The following is a 19484-nucleotide window of genomic DNA, read 5'->3' as shown; positions in this document are numbered from 1 at the left end:
CCGTGTCGTGGATAACCCACCTATCAACTTCGTTGGCTCGCGACTGACCGACGAGTAAGTGAAAATTCCAGTGGTGCAGGAAGTTCCAGAGCGGACGGTCTGCAGTAACATTGCGGAGGTGCTGCAGTCGGCCATCGGCGATGTCGACGCGGCGGCTCCGCCCGCGGCCAGCGCCTCGACATGCCGGTACACCGCCGCAACGGCGACCTAGCGATCAGCTGACGTGGTTCGTCCTCGGCTTCGCCGTAGTAGCAGCCGTCGCACGTCGCGCATGAGCCGCAACCATCGCGAGTGCGGGAGCAGTCGGGTGCCACAGTTCGGGTGCACGTCGTCGTGGTGCGCCGCGCGACGCGCCAGGAACGGGGGTAGGCCCGCAAGGCGTGCAGATCCCTGCGGCCGGGATCGTGCGCACCGCTGCCGACACTTACCGCTTGTTCACACCCCGCCCGGCACCTACAGCTGTCACTGGAATGCAGCTGTCACTGGTCGAGGACTCTGCCGGCCTCGCCGAGCGTTGATATGCCGCACAGGATGTCGTCGTCGGGGATGGACGCCGGTTCCGGCGGGCCCGGCAGCGGACCGCGGATCAGCTGTTCCAGTGGTGCCTGCGGGAGAACGAGCGGGGGAATCATCGGCGGCCCCGATCGTTTCCCGTGTCCGGCCGGGCAGGGTCATCGATGGTCGATCCTGGCGGATCTGTCAGAAGTTGTCGCAGGTGGGTGCGCATTTTTCCCTGGTCACCTCTGTGTGTTCGAGTGCGCTCGAACACACGGCATGCAAATCCGGCAAATCTGCCGGGAATCTGTGCGCGAGAGGGGACTTGAACCCCTACGTCCGTGGACACCAGAACCTAAATCTGGCGCGTCTGCCAATTTCGCCACTCGCGCTTGATGGTACGACCGTCCAAACTCTACCGGGCCTGACCGAGATCGCGAAGCGCACCCCGGGCATGTCGTACTCGCCGGTAACCCCACCTGGGATTATAACAATTATGTAACAGTCAACATGAGGAGTGCTCATGTTTAGTACGCGTTGGTAACCGGATAGACCAGCGGGTTTAAATATGAGGGAGGGTCATGTTTCTGGACATTCTGGTACAGATGTACGGAAATACTCGGCGGTAAGCCGAAGGCGGGGGCGCAAACGTGAGGATTTCCTCATGATTTTCTGGAATCCTTGCGGTCATCAGGGCTCATTGGTGAGGAACACCTGCGCACCGAGGGAGCGGCGTGTCTCGACGGCATGTCGCCAGGAGAAGGAAGTCGAAGCGTCTTGACGATCAATGAGAGCACTGCGGCCGGAACCGGACAGAGCCCGAAAGTGGTTGGGGCGCCACAGCAGGGGGGTTCGAGGGCGCCGCTGCTGGATCGACTGCTGGGCGAAACGCCCTACGCGCTGGCCTTCGGTGGGCAGGGTGCGCGTTGGCTCGGTGAGCTGGAGGAGATCGGGCGCGATGCCGCACTGGAGCCCGAGCTGACCGCATTGGTCAACGAAGCGGCGACACTGCTGGAACCTGTTGCGGCACAACTGCTTGTCGTGCGACCGGTCGGCTTCGACCCGATCGGCTGGATGCTCGAGAACGAGCTCGCCGACGGCGACGAGGCAGAGGTTTCCGCAGCGCCGTCGGAGCAGGTGCTCCGGTCGGCCGTGGTCTCGATGCCCGGCGTATTCCTGACGCAGGTGGCCGCCGTGCGCGCACTGCGGCTACAGGGTCTGGATGCGAACGAGCATGCGCCGGTCGCGGTGGTCGGGCATTCGCAGGGTCGTCTCGCCGCGACCTCGGTGCAGGCCGGTGGACAGCGCGACGCCGAATTGCTCGCCATCGCCCAAATGATCGGCGCCGCAGCCGGTTTGGTCGCCCGCCGACGCGGTCTGATGCCGGTGGGCGAGCATTCGTCGATGGTTGCGGTGTCCAATGTCGACCCCGAGCAGCTGCGCACGGTGGTGGCCGAGGTGTCCGCGGGCGTCGACCCGGCCGCGGCCGCGGTGGTTTCGATTCGCAACGGTCGCCGGCGCGTGGTGCTTTCCGGCACGCCGACCCAGCTGGAGCGGGTGCGTCGGCGTTGCGCCCAGATCCATGACGCGCAGACCCGCGAGCGCGATGCGAAGTCGCGCGGTGGTGCGGTGTTCGCGCCGGTCTTCGAGGATCTGGCCGTCGATGTCGCCTTCCATCACCCCGCGCTCGCCGACACGGTCGACATCGTCAGCGGTTGGGCGTCCCAGTGCGGTCTGGATGCGGAGCTTGCGGGTTCGCTGGCGAAGGAGATCCTCGTCGACCCGATCGACTGGGTGGAGGAGGTCGACGGCGTCGTCGCCGCCGGCGCGCAGTGGATTCTCGATCTGGGCCCGGGCGATCTGCTCAGCCGGCTCACCAGCGGCTCGCTCAAGGGCACCGGCGTCGGCATCGTGGCGGCCGCGACCCGTGCGGGCCAGCGCAGCCTGCTGACCCCAGGTGCCACGCCTGAGGTGGCCAAGCCGTGGTCGGCCTTCGCGCCCCGACCGGTGCGCCTGCCGAGCGGACGCGTCGTGGTCGAGACCGCGTTCACCAAGCTCACGGGGCGCTCGCCGATCCTGCTTGCGGGGATGACCCCGACCACCGTCGATGCGAAGATCGTCGCCGCGGCGGCAAATGCGGGCCACTGGGCGGAGCTGGCCGGTGGTGGTCAGGTTACCGAGCAGATCTTCGCCGACCGGGTGGCCGAGCTGAAGACGCTGCTGCATCCGGGCCGCGCGGTGCAGTTCAACTCGCTGTTCCTCGATCCGTACCTGTGGAAGCTGCAGCTCGGCGGTAAGCGCCTGGTGCAGAAGGCCCGTGCGGCGGGCGCGCCGTTCGACGGTGTCGTCGTCACCGCGGGCATTCCGGAGCTGGAAGAGGCCGTCGCGCTGATCGCGGAGCTGACCGAGGTCGGCATTACACATGTGGCGTTCAAGCCGGGTACCGTCGCCCAGATCCGCGCGGTGCTGCGTATCGCCGACGAGGTGCCGAACTACCCGGTGATCATGCACATCGAGGGCGGCCGGGCCGGTGGACACCACTCCTGGGAGGACCTGGACGACCTGCTGCTGGAGACCTACGCCGAGCTGCGCAACCGCACCAATGTGGTGGTCTGCGTCGGTGGCGGCATCGGCACCCCGGAGCGCGCCACCGAATACCTGACCGGTGAATGGGCTGTCCCGCACGGCTATCCGGTGATGCCGTTGGATGGCGTGCTGGTCGGCACCGCCGCCATGGCGACACTCGAGGCCACCACCGCACCCGAGGTCAAACAGCTGCTCGTCGACACCCCCGGCACCCCGGACTGGGTCGGCGCCGGCACCGCGACCGGCGGAATGGCTTCCGGCCGTAGCCAATTGGGCGCCGATATCCACGAGATCGACAATGCCGCCTCGCGCACCGGCCGCCTGCTCGACGAGGTCGCCGGTGACGCCGGCGCGGTCGCCGAGCGGCGCGATGAGATCATCGCCGCGCTGAATGTCACGGCCAAGCCGTATTTCGGCGATGTCGCCACGATGACCTACCTCGAGTGGCTGGAACGCTATGTCGAGCTGGCCGTCGGCTTGGACCGCCGCAAGGACTTCGACTGTGGCAGCGACCTCGGCGACGCCATCCTGGATGCCACCCGTTCGGTCTGGCTCGATATCACGTGGCGCGACCGGTTCGCGGAGATGATGCGCCGTACCGAATCCCGGCTGCATCCGGCCGACCGCGGCGAGATCCCGACGCTGTTCGAATCCGACGAGGCCTTCGAGAACCCGGTCGACGCGCTGTGCACGCTGAAGCGGCAGTACCCCGCGGCCGAGCAGACCCTGCTGCACCCGGCGGATGTGCCGTTCTTCGTCAGCCTGTGCAAGACCCCGGGCAAGCCGGTGAACTTCGTGCCCGTGGTGGACGGCGATGTGCGCCGCTGGTGGCGTTCGGATTCGCTGTGGCAGGCCCATGATCCGCGCTACTCGGCCGATCAGGTCTGCATCATTCCTGGCACGGTCGCGGTCGCCGGTATCACCCGCGTCGACGAGCCGGTCGGCGAATTGCTCGATCGCTTCGAACAGGACACGGCTCACTCGCTCGTCCGAGCCGGCGTGGCACCGGTCGCGGTCGACGCGCGCCGCGGCGCCGGTGTCACCGAGGGACCGATCGATACGGTGCTGGCCGCGCCGGATGTCGAATGGTCCGGCCGCACCACGGTCAACCCGATCCACCGCCTCGGCGACGTCGCCGAATGGACCGTCGACGACAAGGGCGCCGTACATCCGCCGACCGGTGCGACGATCACCGAAACCGCCGGCCCGGACACCGACCACGCCTACGTCGAGCTCACGGTGCCGCTGTTCGGCGGTGACGCAGTGCGCATCCGCCTGCGCATCACCGTGCCGACCTCTCTGTACAACGGCGGCGCGCCGGTCATCACCGAAACCGATGCCGACACCGCCATGTCCGCACTGCTCGCGGTCGCCGCGGGCCAGGCGCTGCCGGAGGTGAAGGGCAACGTCGCACACCTCAACCTTGCCTGGACCCCGGACCTCATCGCCGACCACGCGGGCGTCACCGGTTCGGGCCTGCCCGGTTCCCTGAGCACGCTCGGGCGCACCGTGCCCGATGTGCTGGTCGGCGCATGCTGGCCCGCCGTCTTTGCGGTGCTCGGCGCCGCGCGCAGCGCCGATGGTGACAGTGTCATCGAGGGCATGCTGGATTTGGTCCATCTCGATCACCAGATCGCGCTCGAGCGCGATCTGCCGCAGGACACCAGCATTCTTGTTGTTCGCGCCGAATCGGGTGAGGTTGTCGACACCGACCTCGGACGCGTGGTCGAGGTGCGGGTGACCGTCGGTGAGATGCGCGATCAGGGTCTCGATGTTGTCCCGTTGGCGACGCTGACCGAACGCTTCGCCATCCGCGGCCGCAACGGCGCGGGTGAGCTGACCGATCCGCCGCGCGCGGCCGGTGTGGTCTCCGATGCGGCCACCGACACCCCGCGTCGGCGCCGCCGTGATGTCACCATCCTGGCGCCGCGCACCATGCGTGCCTTCGCCGCGGTATCCGGTGACTACAACCCCATCCACACCAGCGATCCGGCCGCTAAGTTGGCCGGACTCGGCAGCCCGATCGTGCACGGCATGTGGCTGTCGGCCGCCGCGCAGCACGCGGTGTCCGCGGTGGATCCCGAAAGCTCCGCTCCGGCACGGACTTTGACCGCCTGGACGACTCGCTTCCTGGGCATGGTTCGTCCGGGTGCGCAGATCGACGTGCGCGTCGAGCGGATCGCGGTCGACGCGGGCAGCGAGATCGTGGAGGTCTCCTGCCGCACCGATGGGGATCTGGTGATGACCGCGACCGGTCGTACCGCCGCCCCGAAAACTGTCTACGCGTTCCCGGGCCAGGGCATTCAGCGCAAGGGTATGGGTCTGGACGCCCGCGCCCGCTCCAAGGCGGCCAAGGAGATCTGGGATCGCGCCGATAAGCACACCCGTGCGGCCCTGGGCTTTTCGATCCTGGCCGTGGTCCGGGACAACCCGACCTACCTCAAGGCGCGTGGTGTCGAACACCGGCATCCGGACGGTGTGCTGCACCTGACCCAGTTCACCCAGGTCGCCATGGCGGTGCTCGGTGTAGCCCAGGTCGCCGAGCTGCGTGAGGCCGGTGCCTACGTCGAGGGCGCCATGCTGGCCGGACATTCGGTCGGTGAATACAACGCGCTCGCGGCCGTCGCCGGTGTGCTGCCGCTGGAGGCGGTGCTGGAGGTCGTCTTCCAGCGCGGCTCCGCGATGCACGAGCTGGTCCCCCGGGATGCGCAGGGCCGCAGCGATTATCGGATGGCCGCCATCCGGCCGTCGCAGATCGGGCTGCCCGATGACGAGGTCATCGACTTCGTCTCCGGTGTCGGCGCGAGCGTCGGGGAATTCCTCGAGGTCGTCAACCTGAACCTGCGCGGTTCGCAGTACGCGATCGCGGGCACGGTCAAGGGCCTCGAGGCGCTGGAGATCGAAATCGACCGCCGCCGTGCCGAATTCGGCGGCAAGCGGGCATTCATCCTGGTCCCGGGCATCGATGTGCCGTTCCACTCCACCGTGCTGCGCCAGGGTGTGCCGGAGTTCCGGGAAAAGCTCGAACAGCTGCTGCCAATGGACCTGCACCCGGAAATCCTGCTCGGACGCTACATCCCGAACTTGGTGCCCAAGCCGTTCTCGCTGGAGCGCGCCTTCATTCAGGAGATCGCCGATCTGGTGCCCTCGGAGCCGCTGGCCGCCGTGCTCGCTGACTTCGACGACTGGACCGCACGCCCGGCCGAGCTGTGCCGAGTGGTGCTGATCGAACTGCTGGCCTGGCAATTCGCCAGCCCGGTGCGCTGGATCGAGACCCAGGACCTGCTGTTCACCGCTGCCGCCAACGGCGGACTCGGGGTGGAGCGTTTCGTCGAAATCGGTTTGGGCGTGACGCCGACCGTGGCGAATCTGGCCAGCCAGACGCTGAAGCTGCCCGCTTTCGGCACGGTCACCGTCGAGGTGCTGAATGTCGAGCGCGAGGCCGCCATCGTCTACTCGACCGATACCGATCCCGCGCCGGTCGACGAACCCGCCGACGAGCCGGTCGAAACCGCTTCGGCGGCGACGCCGGTCGCGGCGACGCCGGCAGCGGCCCAGGTCGCGAGCTCGAGTGGTCCGCGTCCGGATGACATCGCGTTCACCGCCGCCGACGCCACCCGGATACTCATCGCGCTGTGGACCAAGCTGCGGCTGGATCAGATCGGCCCGGTCGACACCATCGAGGGCCTCTGCGACGGCGTCTCGTCGCGGCGCAATCAGCTGCTCGTCGACCTCGGTTCCGAGCTGTCGCTCGGCGCGATCGACGGTGCTGCCGACGCCGATATGGGCGCGCTCTCGGCCACGGTCGAGAGACTTGCCCGCACCTACAAGCCTTTTGGTTCGGTGCTCTCCGATGCCATCGGCGATCACCTGCGCAAGGTCTTCGGCCCGTCCGGCAAGCGGCCCGCCGCGATCGCTGAGCGGGTCAAGAAGGTCTGGGAGCTGGGCGACGGCTGGGCCCACCACGTCACCGCCGAGGTTTCGCTCGGCACCCGCGAGGGTGTCAGCGTGCGCGGTGGCGACCTCGGCGGGCTGGTCGCCGGTGTGAGCGACGCCGCGTCGGTCGATGCGGCCATCGACGCAGCCGTGCAGGCCGTCGCGGCCCGTCGCGGTCTCGCAGTATCGCTGCCCAGCGCGGGCGGCGGTGGTGGCGCCACCGTGGACGCTGCGGCGCTGGGTGAGTTCACCGAACAGATCACCGGTCGCGACGGCGTGCTCGCCACGGCCGCCCGTGTGGTGCTCGAACAGCTCGGCCTGACCGAGCAGGCCTCCGCGCCGGAGGCCACCGACGACAGCCTGGTCGATCTGGTCTCGACCGAATTGGGTTCGGACTGGCCGCGTTTGGTCGCGCCCGCCTTCGATGCCCGCAAGGCGGTGCTGATCGACGACCGCTGGGCGACCGCACGCGAGGATCTGGCCAAGCTCTGGCTGGTCGATGACATCGGCTCCGACGAGGAATCGGTGGAGGGCTTCCGCGGTGCCGGTGCGGCCGTTGCGGCACAGGCCAACTGGTGGCGCGAGAAGGCCAAGCACGAGGCCCGCTCGGTGCTCGCCGGACGGTACGAGCGCATCGCCGATGCGGCGCTGGACACCGAAGAGATCGGCCTGTGGTCCTCGGATATCGCCGTGATCACCGGTGCCAGTAAGGGTTCCATCGCGGCGGCGGCCGCCGGTCGTCTGCTCGGCGGCGGTGCCACGGTCGTGGTCACCACGTCGAGCCTCAACGACGAGCGGCTCGGCTTCTACCGCAAGCTCTACCGCGAGAATGCGCGCCACGGCGCCGCGCTCTGGGTCGTGTCCGCGAATATGGCGTCCTACCAGGATGTCGACGCGCTGATCGACTGGGTTGGCAGCGAGCAGGTCGACAATGCGGGCGGTGCGAAGGTCAAGATCAAGGACGCGATGACCCCGACCCTGCTGCTGCCGTTCGCGGCGCCGCGGGTAGCCGGTGATCTCGCCGATGCCGGCGCCCGCGCCGAAATGGAGATGCGGGTGCTGCTCTGGTCGGTCGAGCGGCTCATCGGTGGGCTGTCCCGGGTCGGCGCCGATCACGATGTCGACGCGAAACTGCATGTGGTGCTTCCGGGGTCGCCCAACCGCGGCATGTTCGGCGGCGACGGCGCCTACGGTGAGTCCAAGGCCGCACTCGACGCGGTGGTCGCCAAGTGGCGGGCCGAGAAGTCGTGGTCCAGCCGGGTCACCCTGGTACATGCCATGATCGGCTGGGTGCGCGGCACCGGGCTCATGGGCCACAACGATCCGATGGTGAGTGCGGTCGAGAAGGCCGGTGTGCACACCTGGTCCACCGCCGAGATGGCCGATGAGCTGCTCAAGTGGTGCACCTCGCGGGCTCGTCAGGTGACCGCGACCGGACCACAGCAGATCGACCTGACCGGCGGACTCGCCAGGGTCAAGCTCGATCTGCCCGCACTGGCCAAGCAGGCTCAGGAGGAGGCGACGCCCGAGACCGAGGAAGCCGTTGCGGCGGCGACGATTTCGGCCCTGCCCGCACCGCCGACCATGAGCTCGGTACTGCCGGTGCCCGAATGGGGTTCGGTCACCGCCGATCTCGCCGATATGGTCGTCATCGTCGGTGCCGGCGAGCTCGGCCCGTACGGTTCGGCGCGCACCCGGTTCGAGATGGAGGTCTCCGACGAACTCTCGGCCGCCGGCGTGCTCGAACTCGCCTGGGCCACCGGCATGGTGGCCTGGGAGAACGATCCCAAGCCCGGCTGGTATGACACCGAATCCGGTGACTACGTCCCCGAATACGAACTGGCCGAGAAGTACCATGATGCGGTCGTCGCGCGCTGCGGTGTGCGCCGCTACGAGGACGACGGCGCCATGATCGACAATGCCGCACCGCTGATGACCTCGGTCTTCCTGGACCAGGATCTGACCTTCACGGTCGGCGGCGAGGCCGAGGCGCGCGCCTTCTACGCCTCGGATCCGGGGCATACGGTGATCACGCCGGTCGTCGACTCGGGTGACTGGCAGGTGATCCGCAAGGCGGGCACCGAGATCCGGGTGCCGCGCAAGGCCAAGCTGTCGCGCACTGTCGGCGGTCAGATCCCGACCGGCTGGGATCCCACCATCTGGGGCATCTCCGCCGATATGGTGGCCTCGGTGGACCGGGTCGCGCTGTGGAATATCGTCTGCACCGTCGACGCGTTCATCAGCTCCGGGTTCAGCCCGGCCGAGCTGATGAGCTGGGTGCACCCGAGCCTGGTCGCCAACACCCAGGGCACCGGTATGGGCGGCATGTCCTCGATGCGCTCGCTCTACATCGACAACCTGCTCGGCGAGTCGCGCCCGAACGACATCCTGCAGGAGGCGCTGCCGAACGTCGCGCTCGCGCACGTGGTGCAGTCCTATGTCGGCAGCTACGGCGCGATGGTGCATCCGGTGGCGGCCTGTGCGACGGCCGCGGTGTCGGTCGAGGAGGGTGTCGACAAGATCCGTTTGGGCAAGGCCGAATTGGTGGTCGCCGGTGGCTTCGACGATCTCGGTATCGAGGGCATCGTCGGCTTCGGTGACATGTCGGCCACCGCGGATTCGGCGGCCATGAGCGCCAAGGGCATCAGCGACCGCTACTTCTCCCGCGCCAACGACCGCCGTCGCGGCGGCTTCGTGGAATCGCAGGGTGGCGGCACCGTACTGCTCGCCCGTGGCGACGTGGCGGTGGAGATGGGCCTGCCGGTGCTCGGTGTGGTCGCCTTCGCGCAGTCCTTCGCCGACGGCGTGCACACCTCCATTCCGGCGCCCGGCCTCGGCGCGCTCGGTGCGGGCCGAGGAGGCCGCGAATCCAAGTTCGTCGCCGAACTGAGCAAACTCGGTGTGGCGCCGGACGATATCGCGGTCATCTCCAAGCACGACACCTCGACCGCGGCCAATGACCCGAACGAGTCCGAACTGCACGAACGATTGGCCACGGCCATCGGACGCTCCGAAGGCGCGCCGCTGTTCGTGGTTTCGCAGAAGAGCCTGACCGGACATGCCAAGGGCGGTGCGGCCGCCTTCCAGCTCATCGGTCTGTGCCAGGTGCTGGAAAACGGTGTCGTACCGCCGAATCGGAGTCTGGACTGCGTCGATGACAAGATGCAGGCCTACCCGCATCTGGTCTGGGCGCGCGAACCGCTGCGTTTCGGTGAGCGGTTCCCGCTCAAGGCTGGTCTGCTGACCTCACTGGGCTTCGGCCACGTCTCGGGTCTGCTCGCGGTGGTGCATCCGGAGGCGTTCATCCAGGCGATCGAGCCGGGACGGCGCGCGGAGTACCAGCGCCGGGCGCAGGAGCGTCAGCTCGCCGGACGGCAGCGCTTCACCGAGGCCATGTGCGGCGGTGCCCCGCTGTACGAGCGGCCCGCGGATCGGCGCCTTGGTGCCGATGGCACGCCGTCGGAGCAGAAGCGGCAGCTGGAGGCCGACGTGCTGCTCTCGCCGGAGGCTCGCTTGTCCGGTACCGGCACCTACCGGGCCGACGGCGCGGGTTGCGGCACCGGGGCAGTGATTCTCGGGCGACTCGACGCCGGTGGCTCTATGGCATAGCGGCTTCGGCCATTACCGTGCAGAGTGCGGTCGCTGCGGCGGCCGCACTCTCACTTTTTGTTCGGGAGTTCCATTGGGCTCGAAGGCTGAGGAGCGGCGACGCATTGACCATCCTGGGTATCGGCTTGGACTTGGTGACCATCTCCGAGTTCGCCGAACAGTTGCAACGGTCCGGAACCACCATGCTCCGGGAGAGTTTCACCGCCGGTGAGCGGCGGTACTGCCAGAGCAAGGGCACCGACCCGGCCCGCAGTTACGCGGCGCGCTGGGCGGCCAAAGAGGCGGTGCTGAAGGCCTGGGCGTCTTCGCGTTTCGCGCGCCGCCCGCAGATCGGCGACAACCCGTACCCCCTCATCGAGGTGGTCAACGACGCCTGGGGCCGCCCGAGCATCAAATTGCACGGCCTCGCGGCCGAATTCCTGCCCCGCGTAAGGGTTCACCTATCTCTGACCCATGACGGCGACACCGCCGCCGCCATGGTCGTCCTCGAGGATCCGGGTGAACTCGCCGACCTGATCGAAGGTCGCGAAGCGTAGTAGCCGAACCGGGCATCCTATGTTCGAGGCGGGCACCTCGGACACAGGGTGCCCGGCTCGAATACGGATTGCCGAGGGTTAGCGCTGGCTGGCGGTTCGGGATTCCTTTTCGGCGACCATGAGGTATGCGACCATCAGGCGCTTGAGTTCGGAGACAGCTTCGGTGTTGGACTGGTCGTCTTGGACGGAGAAATTCAGCATCGAGTAGACGACGTGCACCAGGACTTCGGCCATCATGGTGCGGCGCGCGCGAGGGGTGCGGGGAGTTAGCGGGCGCAGCATTTGCGAGACGAGCTCGGCGAATTCCTTTTCATGGATCGCGCCGGTGGCTCGGGTGGATGGGGTCGACTGCATCGCCAGCCATACTTCGCGCCGGGACGGATCGGTCATCCACAGATTCGCCAGGTGGTCGACGAACTGGTTCATATGCCGCAACCAGTCCAATGACGGGATTTCACCGTGGAAATCGGCGAGTTCCTGGGAAACCGCAACCAGGTCTTGGCGATTCAGCTCGCAGACGATGACGTATTTATTGGCGAAGAACTGATACAGCGTGCCGATCGGCACCTCGGCCCGTGTCGCCACCTCTTCACAGGTGAACGATTCGAACCCGACCTCGACGAGCAATTCCCGGGACGCCTGCAAGAGGGCATCGAACTTGCGTTTACTGCGTTCCTGAGTCGGCCTGCGCCGCGGCATGAGCTCCTGCGGGTCGTCCTGCATGTCCAACGCAGGGTCCGGTCGTCGCTTCGACCTGGCCTCCGTGCGTACATCCACGTATCAAGGCTAGCGGTATCGACACAGGTGCGACACGCGCACGGTATATGCGTGTTAAGAACTGTCACATTTCATGACCCATCCAAGGCGGAATCGGCGCCGAACACATAACCGAGCGTGCGTGCATCTCGGCGCACGTTTCGAGCCGGGGAATCCAAGGGGCTCAGGGGTTTCGGCAAGCTCGTGAGCACGGCAATTGCACTGGGAAGGCGTGATCAGTGGGAGCTCGATCTGCGGTAACACTTGGCGTTTCCACCGAACGCGGCGCCGTTCACGCGGTGGCCCTCGCCGACGGCGAGAAGCTACCCGAGCGGGTGCTGCTGCAGCGGGTGGTGAAAGCTCGTGGCGACTCGAAGGCAGACCTGGCGGTCGCGGTCCAGACGGCGATGGACACACTGGCCGCAGAGTTGGAGTCGGAGCGGGAGATCGTGGGCGCGGCGGTTACCTACCGCGATGCCGCCGAGCGGCGCGCCATCGTCACCAAATTGGCATCCGGTCCGTGGCATACCGCCTCGCTGGTGTCGGCCAAGGCGGCACATCTGAGTGTGGCGGGGGGCATGACCTGGCTCGATGAATTCGACGACCTGCTCATCTGCGAGGTCGTCGCGGGGCATCAGGCGTTCACCCTGATCGACGGCAAGCGCAGCCGGGTGCTGGCCGCGACGAGCCAGACCGGCGTCGCGACCGCCGAGGCACTCGACGAGGCGGTGTCGAATGCCTGGGATCAATTCGAGGCGGCCATGGTCCGGCCGGATGCGGTGGTACTGATCGGCTCGGCCGCGGGCGGCCCGGTGGTGGCCACGGCGATGGATGGCTTCGGCGCGCCAGTGCTGCCGTGCAAGATCGCCACCTCCGCCTCGGCGGTCGGTGCCGCGCTGTTCGCCATGAGCGATGTGATGGGTGTACGCGAGCCGGTCGAGCGGGTGCGGAGCACGCGCGGCCACACGGCGCTGTTCGCCGCGGCCAGCGTATTGGCGGGCGGACTGGTCGCTGGTGGCACGTACGTGACGGTGCGAGGTACGGGCGCGGTCGTCGCGGACGCGCGGGTCACCGCGGATGCCCACGTGGTCGGCGGTGGCACCAGATCGGCGAGTGGCTCCACCGCGGGCTCCTCGGTACATCCGGATATCAACCCGTTCGATCGTCCAGAGGCACGGCAGCCCACGTCTGCTGGATCCACCTCCGACTGGATGGTGGCCGACCTCGATCTGGACAACCTTCCCCAGTACAACGAACACTGGGGTGCGCTGCCACCCGTATTGATCGCTCCGGATGCATACGAGCATGGAAACGAGGCGGCCGGATTGCCTCAGCAGTTCCCCGGCACCGGAATCCCGGGGCCGACCACCAAGGTCGGTGCTCCCAACGCCGCCATGCTTTTCCCGGGTGAGGCTCCGCCCCCGCCGGCCTTCAGTCCCGAGTTCTACCACTGGTGGGACAACCACTTCCGCATGCTCATGCAGTGGGTGGCTCAGCAGTTGCAGCCCACTTAGGCGAAGACCTTCGAGAGGTCCGGTGCCCCCGCGGCTCCGGACCTTTCGTTTTATGCGCGTTCGACTTGGACGAAACCCATTGGGCGCAAGCCGATCTGGTTTGGTCTGGATCGGCTGCGAACCGGTCGTGCGCTGGTTCGAGCAGCAGGCCTACACCGACAGGTCGCGACGAAGTTTTGCGACGTGGCCGGTCGCGCGGACGTTGTACTGTGCCACTTCGATTTTGCCTTTTTCGTCGACCAGGAATGTGGAGCGGATAACGCCGGTGACGGTCTTGCCGTACATGGTCTTCTCGCCGAAAGCACCCCATGCGGTGAGGACGGATTTGTCCGGATCCGAGAGCAGCGGGAAGGTGAGCTTTTCGTTATCGCGGAATTTGGCCAATTTGGCGGGTTTATCGGGCGAGATGCCGATGACTTCGATGCCCGCGCCCGCGAGGTCGGCGAGGTTATCGCGGAAATCGCAGGCCTGTTTGGTGCAGCCGGGGGTGCTCGCGGCGGGGTAGAAGTAGACGATCACCTTGCGGTCGCGGTAATCGGACAGCGATACGTTCTCGCCGTCCGCATCGGGCAGGGTGAAATCGGGGGCGGGATCGCCGAGGGAGAGTCGTTGATTGTCGGTCACGTCTTGCACGGTAATCGAGCGCCCCGACAACGCGGCCGCACCGACACAACTCGGCTGGCTAGACTCGTCGGCGAGCGCGCTTCGCGGCACATTGAACTGGTGGTGTGAGCGACGGGCTCGCCAGGCGGCAGCTGCATAACCACGGACAGACCCGCGAGTACCGCAAATTGAACACAGGAGGATATACGTGGCTAGGGATACCGAGCGAATCGAGCGGGAGATCGAGGTCGCGCGGACACGGCTCGCGAGCACGCTCGACGAAATCGCCGTACGGGCCGATCCACAGCGCATTGCCGATGACACCAAACATATGGTGCTGGCGAAGCTGAACCAGCCGAAGGTGAAGTACAGCCTGATCGGCGCGGCAACGGTGGTCGTCGGGTTGGTGCTGGTCAAGATTTTCCGCTGAGCCGAAACGTAGAACACCCGGTGTGGTCGGCCACACCGGGTGTTCTACGTTTCAGGGGTATATCAGACCGTGGGGCAGGCGAAGCCGTCGCCGTCCGGATCCAAATGCGGGCCGTAGCCCGGTTCCCCGCGGAACAGCGGCGCCCGACCGGCCGCGCGGGCCTCATCGCAGTTGGCGAATGCCCCGCCGGCCGAGCCGGTCTGGGACAGGCCCGCCGAACCGGTCGCGGCCGATCCGGTATCGACGGCGGATGAGCCCGTTCCCGAAGAACCGGTGGGCATGGCTAGGGCTGCGGGTGCGGCTAGGAAAGCCAGTCCCGCGGCGGCAATACTGACGGTGAGCCGGCGAACGTTCATATATTCCTCTGTTTGTGTGCTGCGGTGGATAGCGTCCAGGGGAGACGCCGCATCCACTGTTGTGACGGGCCGCGTACTTGTCAACCGCGCAGGAAAACAATTGAGGGCATTAGGCGACAACGCCCCGCCCGCCGTTATTCGCCCAACCGCCTACCCGTCAGATGTTCGGCCGGGATATTGCCCATGCGTCCGGCCTGGTAATCGTCCATCGCCTGGATGATTTCGGCTCGGGTGTTCATGACGAACGGGCCATATTGCACCATAGGCTCTTTGATCGGCAAGCCGCCGAGCAGCAACACCTCCAGATCGCCGGTTCGGTTGTGTTGCAAGGCATCCGCGGCGAGGGTGATCGAGTCGCCGGGGCCGAATACCGCGAGTTGGCCTGCACTGATCGGTCGGCGCTCGGCACCCACGGTTCCGCTGCCGGACAGTACGTACGCCATCGCGGTAAACCGTTGCGGCCATGGGGTTTCCAGTTGACCGCCCGGGGTGATGGAGGCGTGCGCGTAGGCGATCGGGGTGTAGGTCGAACCCGGACCCGCGAAGCCGCCCATCTCGCCCGCGATAATGCGCACCAGTGCGCCACCATCGTGCGAACTGACCAGCGTCAATTCACTGCCGCGCAGATCCTGATAGCGCGGTGCGGCCATCTTCTGCGCGCGCGGCAGATTGACCCATAGCTGGATGCCGTGGAACCAGCCGCCCGCGATGACCAATTCCTCGGCGGGCAGTTCATCGTGCAGGATGCCGGAACCGGCCGTCATCCATTGGGTGTCGCCCTCGCTGATGACGCCACCGCCGCCGTTGGAATCGTGGTGCACCATGGTGCCGTCGATGACGTAGGTGACGGTCTCGAAGCCGCGATGCGGATGCCACGGCGCACCCTTGGCCTCGTACGGCTCGTAGGCGACCGGGCCCATCTGGTCCAGCAGGATGAACGGATCGGCCGAGCGCAGATCCATGCTCGGGAACGGGCGGCTCACCTCGAAGCCCGCGCCTTCGCGCTGCTTATGCGCCGTGGTGATACTGCCGACCTTCCGCTCGCGCGTGGCGTCGGTAGGGCGGGGCAGTCGCGGCAGCACCATGATGTCGGCGACAGTGATGGCTGGCATGGGCGCCTCCTGAATGGTTGGTGTCCATGTCAACCAAACATTGGCTAGGATCATTCCCGTGGTTCGATGGCTGAACGATGACGAGCAGGAGACCTGGCAGGCCTTTATCCGGCTGCGCCAGCGGCTGGACGCGGCGCTCTCGGCGGGGCTGACCCAAGACGGCCTCTCCGTCGCCGACTATGAACTGCTGGTGCCGCTGTCGACGGCCCCCGGTGGCTGCCTGCGCGCCAAGGAATTGGCCGCCGAGGTCTGCTGGGAGAAGAGCAGGCTCTCGAAACACCTGGCGCGCATGGCGTCTCGCGGACTCGTCGATCGTCGCCCGGCCGAGGATGACGCCAGGGGGATTCTGGTCGAACTCACCGCGGAGGGGCGCAAGGTGCTCGAGACGGCGGCCCCGAACCATGTCGAACTGGTGCGCCGGATCTTCGTCGATCCCATGACACCCGCGGAGGCGCGGGCATTGCGGTCGCTGGCCGACAAGGTGGTCGCCGAGGCGGAAAGCGGCACGGAACTCGGCTACTGAATCACCACGGTGTGATCGGCGGCTTCACCCACAGCAGCTTCTCATCGGTGTGATTGCGTTGTGCCGCAGGATGATTCGGATGATTCGCGGCCCAGGTGTCCTTCTCGTCGAGCAGCTGGGCCGCATTCGTCCAGGTTTCGCCGGTGCTCGGCGGATTCGTCGCTGCGGCGCGCGCCAGCTTCCGGAGCGTCGCCGCGGGCATGTCCAGCAGTTCGGCCCCGGTGATGCCGCGATCCCAGATATAGGCCGCGAGGCGGCGTGCTTTCTCGGCGCGACTCTTCGAAGCGTGGTCGGAGTGGGCGTAATCGGTCATGGCGCAGTCCACATCGATGGTGGTTGGTCTGCGATGACCCTACGACAACGCCTCCCCGCGGTTGGGCGGGGAGGCGTTGTCGAGACGTCGCGGATCAGTACGCCGAGCTGACGTTGTCCATCGAGCCGTAGCGGTGCGCCGCGTAGTTGCAGGCGGCGGTGATGTTGGCCACCGGATCCCAGATGTCCCAGGAGGTGCCCTCGACGTGGTAGGCGTTGAAGGTCGGATCGATCACCTGGAGCAGGCCCTTGGACGGGATGCCGGCGGCGGCGTTGGAGTCCCAGAGGTTGATGGCATGGGGGTTGCCGCTGGATTCGCGCATGATGTTGCGGTGGATGCCATTGTAGCTACCGGGGATGCCGTGCGCGGACATGATGTCCAGGGCCTGGCGGATCCAGCCGTCGAGGTTGTCCTCGTAGTAGACCGCGGCCGCGATCGGGGCCGCGACGGGGGCCGGCGGCGGGGTCGGGCCCGGAATCGGCGGCAGTTCCGGCACCGCGGGCAGAGCGGGAATGATCGGGGCATCGACCGGCGCGGCCGCAGCCACGGGTTCGGCCACGAGTTCGGCCGCAGGGGCGGGCTGCTGCTCGGAGACCATGGCAATGCGCGACGGAACGCTGTCGTCGGCCAGCGCGATTATGGAGGAGGTGCCGACGGCGATGACACCGGCCGCGGCCACTGCGAGGGTGACACCGTCACGCAGCGACGGGCGGCGGAAAGAGGAGAGGCGTTTGTCGAGCATTTCGAAATCAGTTCCTTGATCGTGTCCAGAGAGGCGATCCGGCCCGGTTCGAGCAGCGCGGATCTCCGACGGGCACCCGGTGGGAAGCCCGCCTGAATCGGTTCGTATGCTGTTTTCGGTTTTGTTGTGAAGGCCAGGCGAGCCCTGGCGCACGACGCGGTATGAGCCACCCGGGGTCGGTTCCCGGCGGGTGCCGCTGTCGAGCGGGGGAGAATGCGGTCGCGGACTGTGGTGCCGCTGGTATCTCCGGCGACCGCGGCGGGTGAAACCCATCTGCCGTTTGCGGTCGTTTTCCGACTGTGTGTGGATTGCTCCTCGGTGTAACCAAACTGCAGGTCTGTTTGTGACCTGATCTCAGCTTGGTCACGATGGGTTAATGCGGGGTAAACGAATAGTTAATGGGCGGGGTTGCCGATCTTGGAAAGCCCTGGTCGCACTCCCTGAAACGCTGTCTATGCGGGGAGTTTGCCCTCAAACCTCATGTGACGTAGGTCACTTAAATATCTCGGTAATGCAGGTCACTTTGTCTCAATTCGGTCACCATGAGGCGGGACGGACGCGTCCAGGGGGCACTACGCGAGTCAAAGTGTTACGCAATTCGGTCACCGCAGAATCGCCCAAAATGGACGCCCACTGGGCGGCGAAGTTCGCCGCCGCGGCATCCGCCGCGCGCGTGCATGCCCACCCCTTATCGGTGAGGGTGATCAGTCGCGCGCGGGCATCGTCGGGATGCGTGTTGCGTTCGGCGTAGCCCTTGTGCACGATTTCGTCCACCAGTTGACTGGCGGCTTGTTTGGTCACGCCCAGGTGCTCGGCCAATTCGCCGACCGTTGCTCCGTTCGGCGCCAGCCGTACAAATGCGAACCCGTGCGTCGGCCTTACGTCGGTGAACCCGGCGGCGACCACCCCGGCGTGAATGGCATCCGTGGCGGCCGCCCCCGCTGCCAGCAATATCAGCGCGAGATCCTGGCCGGGCCGCACTGGCGAAGCGGGTTTCGAATCCGACATGACTGACATCTTGACACAGATAGGCAAGCTGCTTGACTATGTGGTCAAGCAACTTGACCAAATGAAGGAGTAAGACATGCCGGTAACCCGCGCCGCCGATGCTGAAGTCCACGAAATGCACGGCACCCGATTCACCTCCTACATCCGCCCCGGCACCGGCAGCGCCGAACTGTGCGTCTGGCAGATCCAGGTGGCGGCTGGAACGGAAGGTGTGCCGCACAAGGTGCTACGGGAGGAGGCGTTCATGGTCATCCAAGGGGCAGTGACGATCACGATCGATGGCCAAGCGGAGGCGCTGGTGGCCGGTGACGCCGCGGTGGCGCCCGCGAATTCGATGATCGCCCTGACGAATTCGGCCGCCGAGCCGGCCGTGCTCGTTGTGACGGTCCCGGTCGGATTCCGCGGTGAGCTGTCCGACGGCACCGTCATCAACCCGCCCTGGGTCAACTGAAGCCGCATTACCCCGGGTGAGTCGCTTGGTGTTTACCGCCGGCAACCGACCCGAGACACTTGCCGAATAGCCCTCCTAGCCCGCGTCACCGCCGTCGGCGGCGGTGCGGGCCAGCCGCCGCGACAGCGGCAGCAGAATCAGCAGGCTGACGATGGCCACCACGACCACCATGACTACCACGCTGGGATCGGTGAAGCTTTGGCCGCCGACCACCAGCGCTGCAGCGATGTTGCGCTGGGCGGTGCCTAAACCGAGCACCGGCCGAGTGCCTGCGGCGGGGCCGCCCAGGACCCAGCCCAACCCATAGCCGATCGCGATGAACAGCAGTCCGGCCAAGATGGCGCGGGTTCCGAACACCGACAGCACGTTGTGGAAGTTGACCACCACCAACAGCACGATCACGGCCACCAGACCGAGACTGGACAGCCGGTCCCACCAGGGCTTGACGGCCGCGGCAGCACGGGGCAGTTTGGCATTGACCGCGAGTGCGATGCCCAGCGGGACGAGCATCAGC

The 19484-nt window shown here is 66.7% G+C and carries 14 protein-coding genes, 1 tRNA gene and 1 pseudogene; 6 read left to right on the top strand and 10 right to left on the bottom strand.

All coding sequences use genetic code 11. From position 1 onward, the window contains the following. Positions 1–479 precede the first annotated feature (479 nt). Both AB0L63_RS29035 and AB0L63_RS29030 read right to left on the bottom strand, forming a co-directional pair. Positions 480–632: a hypothetical protein gene (locus tag AB0L63_RS29035; protein ID WP_364507111.1), complete on the bottom strand. Its 153-nt coding sequence runs from the start codon at positions 630–632 to the stop codon at positions 480–482. Between the two features lie 173 nt (positions 633–805). Further along, positions 806–887: transfer RNA gene (locus AB0L63_RS29030), tRNA-Leu, on the bottom strand. 385 nt (positions 888–1272) lie between these two features. Here AB0L63_RS29030 and AB0L63_RS29025 point away from each other — a divergent pair. Together AB0L63_RS29025 and AB0L63_RS29020 are read left to right on the top strand one after the other, a co-directional pair. After that, on the top strand, positions 1273–10626 hold the full coding sequence (locus AB0L63_RS29025) for a fatty acid synthase subunit beta domain-containing protein (RefSeq protein ID WP_364507109.1): 9354 nt from the start codon (positions 1273–1275) through the stop codon (positions 10624–10626). A 104-nt stretch (positions 10627–10730) separates the two neighbouring features. Then, the gene (locus AB0L63_RS29020; protein WP_364507106.1) at positions 10731–11162 is read left to right on the top strand and encodes a holo-ACP synthase; all 432 of its coding nucleotides are present in this window, start codon (positions 10731–10733) and stop codon (positions 11160–11162) included. Positions 11163–11240: 78 nt separating this feature from the next. Here AB0L63_RS29020 and AB0L63_RS29015 read toward each other — a convergent pair whose 3' ends face one another. Next, positions 11241–11885: a TetR/AcrR family transcriptional regulator gene (locus AB0L63_RS29015; RefSeq protein ID WP_364507220.1), complete on the bottom strand. Its 645-nt coding sequence runs from the start codon at positions 11883–11885 to the stop codon at positions 11241–11243. Between the two features lie 272 nt (positions 11886–12157). Between AB0L63_RS29015 and AB0L63_RS29010 the strand changes: the two genes are divergently transcribed. After that, positions 12158–13432: a hypothetical protein gene (locus AB0L63_RS29010; RefSeq protein WP_364507104.1), complete on the top strand. Its 1275-nt coding sequence runs from the start codon at positions 12158–12160 to the stop codon at positions 13430–13432. A gap of 150 nt (positions 13433–13582) precedes the next feature. Here the strand turns inward: AB0L63_RS29010 and bcp are convergent, their stop codons facing one another. Beyond that, positions 13583–14056 (bottom strand): thioredoxin-dependent thiol peroxidase, encoded by a 474-nt coding sequence (gene bcp / locus AB0L63_RS29005; RefSeq protein WP_364507101.1) that lies wholly within the window; start codon positions 14054–14056, stop codon positions 13583–13585. Between the two features lie 187 nt (positions 14057–14243). Here bcp and AB0L63_RS29000 point away from each other — a divergent pair, with 187 nt between their 5' ends. Continuing rightward, positions 14244–14465 carry a DUF3618 domain-containing protein gene (locus tag AB0L63_RS29000; protein WP_364507098.1) on the top strand — a complete coding sequence of 74 codons (222 nt, stop codon included), beginning with the start codon at positions 14244–14246 and terminating at the stop codon, positions 14463–14465. 62 nt (positions 14466–14527) lie between these two features. On the opposite strand, the gene AB0L63_RS28995 is transcribed toward AB0L63_RS29000, so the two are convergent. Together AB0L63_RS28995 and AB0L63_RS28990 are read right to left on the bottom strand one after the other, a co-directional pair. Further along, complete coding sequence (locus AB0L63_RS28995) at positions 14528–14821, bottom strand: excalibur calcium-binding domain-containing protein (protein ID WP_364507095.1); 294 nt, start codon at positions 14819–14821, stop codon at positions 14528–14530. 134 nt (positions 14822–14955) lie between these two features. Next, a complete protein-coding gene (locus AB0L63_RS28990; protein ID WP_364507092.1) occupies positions 14956–15933 on the bottom strand; it encodes a pirin family protein in 978 nt (325 codons plus the stop codon). A gap of 58 nt (positions 15934–15991) precedes the next feature. On the opposite strand from AB0L63_RS28990, the gene AB0L63_RS28985 reads away from it, so the two are divergent. Beyond that, entirely contained in the window at positions 15992–16456 is a 465-nt protein-coding gene (locus tag AB0L63_RS28985) for a MarR family transcriptional regulator (protein WP_364507089.1), read from the top strand. Between the two features lies 1 nt (position 16457). On the opposite strand, the gene AB0L63_RS28980 is transcribed toward AB0L63_RS28985, so the two are convergent. From AB0L63_RS28980 to AB0L63_RS28970, 3 genes are all read right to left on the bottom strand, one after another. Continuing rightward, on the bottom strand, positions 16458–16769 hold the full coding sequence (locus AB0L63_RS28980) for a hypothetical protein (protein ID WP_364507086.1): 312 nt from the start codon (positions 16767–16769) through the stop codon (positions 16458–16460). 94 nt (positions 16770–16863) lie between these two features. Beyond that, positions 16864–17511, bottom strand: a complete 648-nt coding sequence (locus tag AB0L63_RS28975; protein WP_364507083.1) for a transglycosylase SLT domain-containing protein — start codon at positions 17509–17511, stop codon at positions 16864–16866. A gap of 537 nt (positions 17512–18048) precedes the next feature. Then, positions 18049–18519, bottom strand: a complete 471-nt coding sequence (locus AB0L63_RS28970) for a MarR family winged helix-turn-helix transcriptional regulator (RefSeq protein ID WP_364507080.1) — start codon at positions 18517–18519, stop codon at positions 18049–18051. A 76-nt stretch (positions 18520–18595) separates the two neighbouring features. On the opposite strand from AB0L63_RS28970, the gene AB0L63_RS28965 reads away from it, so the two are divergent. Beyond that, the gene (locus AB0L63_RS28965) at positions 18596–18970 is read left to right on the top strand and encodes a cupin domain-containing protein (RefSeq protein ID WP_364507077.1); all 375 of its coding nucleotides are present in this window, start codon (positions 18596–18598) and stop codon (positions 18968–18970) included. Positions 18971–19045: 75 nt separating this feature from the next. Here AB0L63_RS28965 and AB0L63_RS28960 read toward each other — a convergent pair. Next, positions 19046–19484, bottom strand: a pseudogene (locus tag AB0L63_RS28960) (bile acid:sodium symporter family protein); the annotation flags it as partial.

It is taken from the genome of Nocardia sp. NPDC051990, from assembly GCF_040680755.1.
In the GTDB taxonomy this organism is placed as follows: Bacteria; Actinomycetota; Actinomycetes; order Mycobacteriales; family Mycobacteriaceae; genus Nocardia.
This window is presented reverse-complemented; position numbering and strand designations above follow the sequence as displayed.

Excerpts from the sequence above, each read along its gene's own strand:
- AB0L63_RS28965 (WP_364507077.1), top strand. The coding sequence starts at position 18,596 with ATGCCGGTAACCCGCGCCGCCGATGCTGAAGTCCACGAAATGCACGGC.
- AB0L63_RS28975 (WP_364507083.1), bottom strand. The coding sequence starts at position 17,511 with ATGCTCGACAAACGCCTCTCCTCTTTCCGCCGCCCGTCGCTGCGTGAC.
- AB0L63_RS28990 (WP_364507092.1), bottom strand. The coding sequence starts at position 15,933 with ATGCCAGCCATCACTGTCGCCGACATCATGGTGCTGCCGCGACTGCCC.
- AB0L63_RS28970 (WP_364507080.1), bottom strand. The coding sequence starts at position 18,519 with ATGTCGGATTCGAAACCCGCTTCGCCAGTGCGGCCCGGCCAGGATCTC.
- AB0L63_RS28980 (WP_364507086.1), bottom strand. The coding sequence starts at position 16,769 with ATGACCGATTACGCCCACTCCGACCACGCTTCGAAGAGTCGCGCCGAG.
- AB0L63_RS29015 (WP_364507220.1), bottom strand. The coding sequence starts at position 11,885 with ATGCAGGACGACCCGCAGGAGCTCATGCCGCGGCGCAGGCCGACTCAG.
- AB0L63_RS29035 (WP_364507111.1), bottom strand. The coding sequence starts at position 632 with ATGATTCCCCCGCTCGTTCTCCCGCAGGCACCACTGGAACAGCTGATC.
- AB0L63_RS28995 (WP_364507095.1), bottom strand. The coding sequence starts at position 14,821 with ATGAACGTTCGCCGGCTCACCGTCAGTATTGCCGCCGCGGGACTGGCT.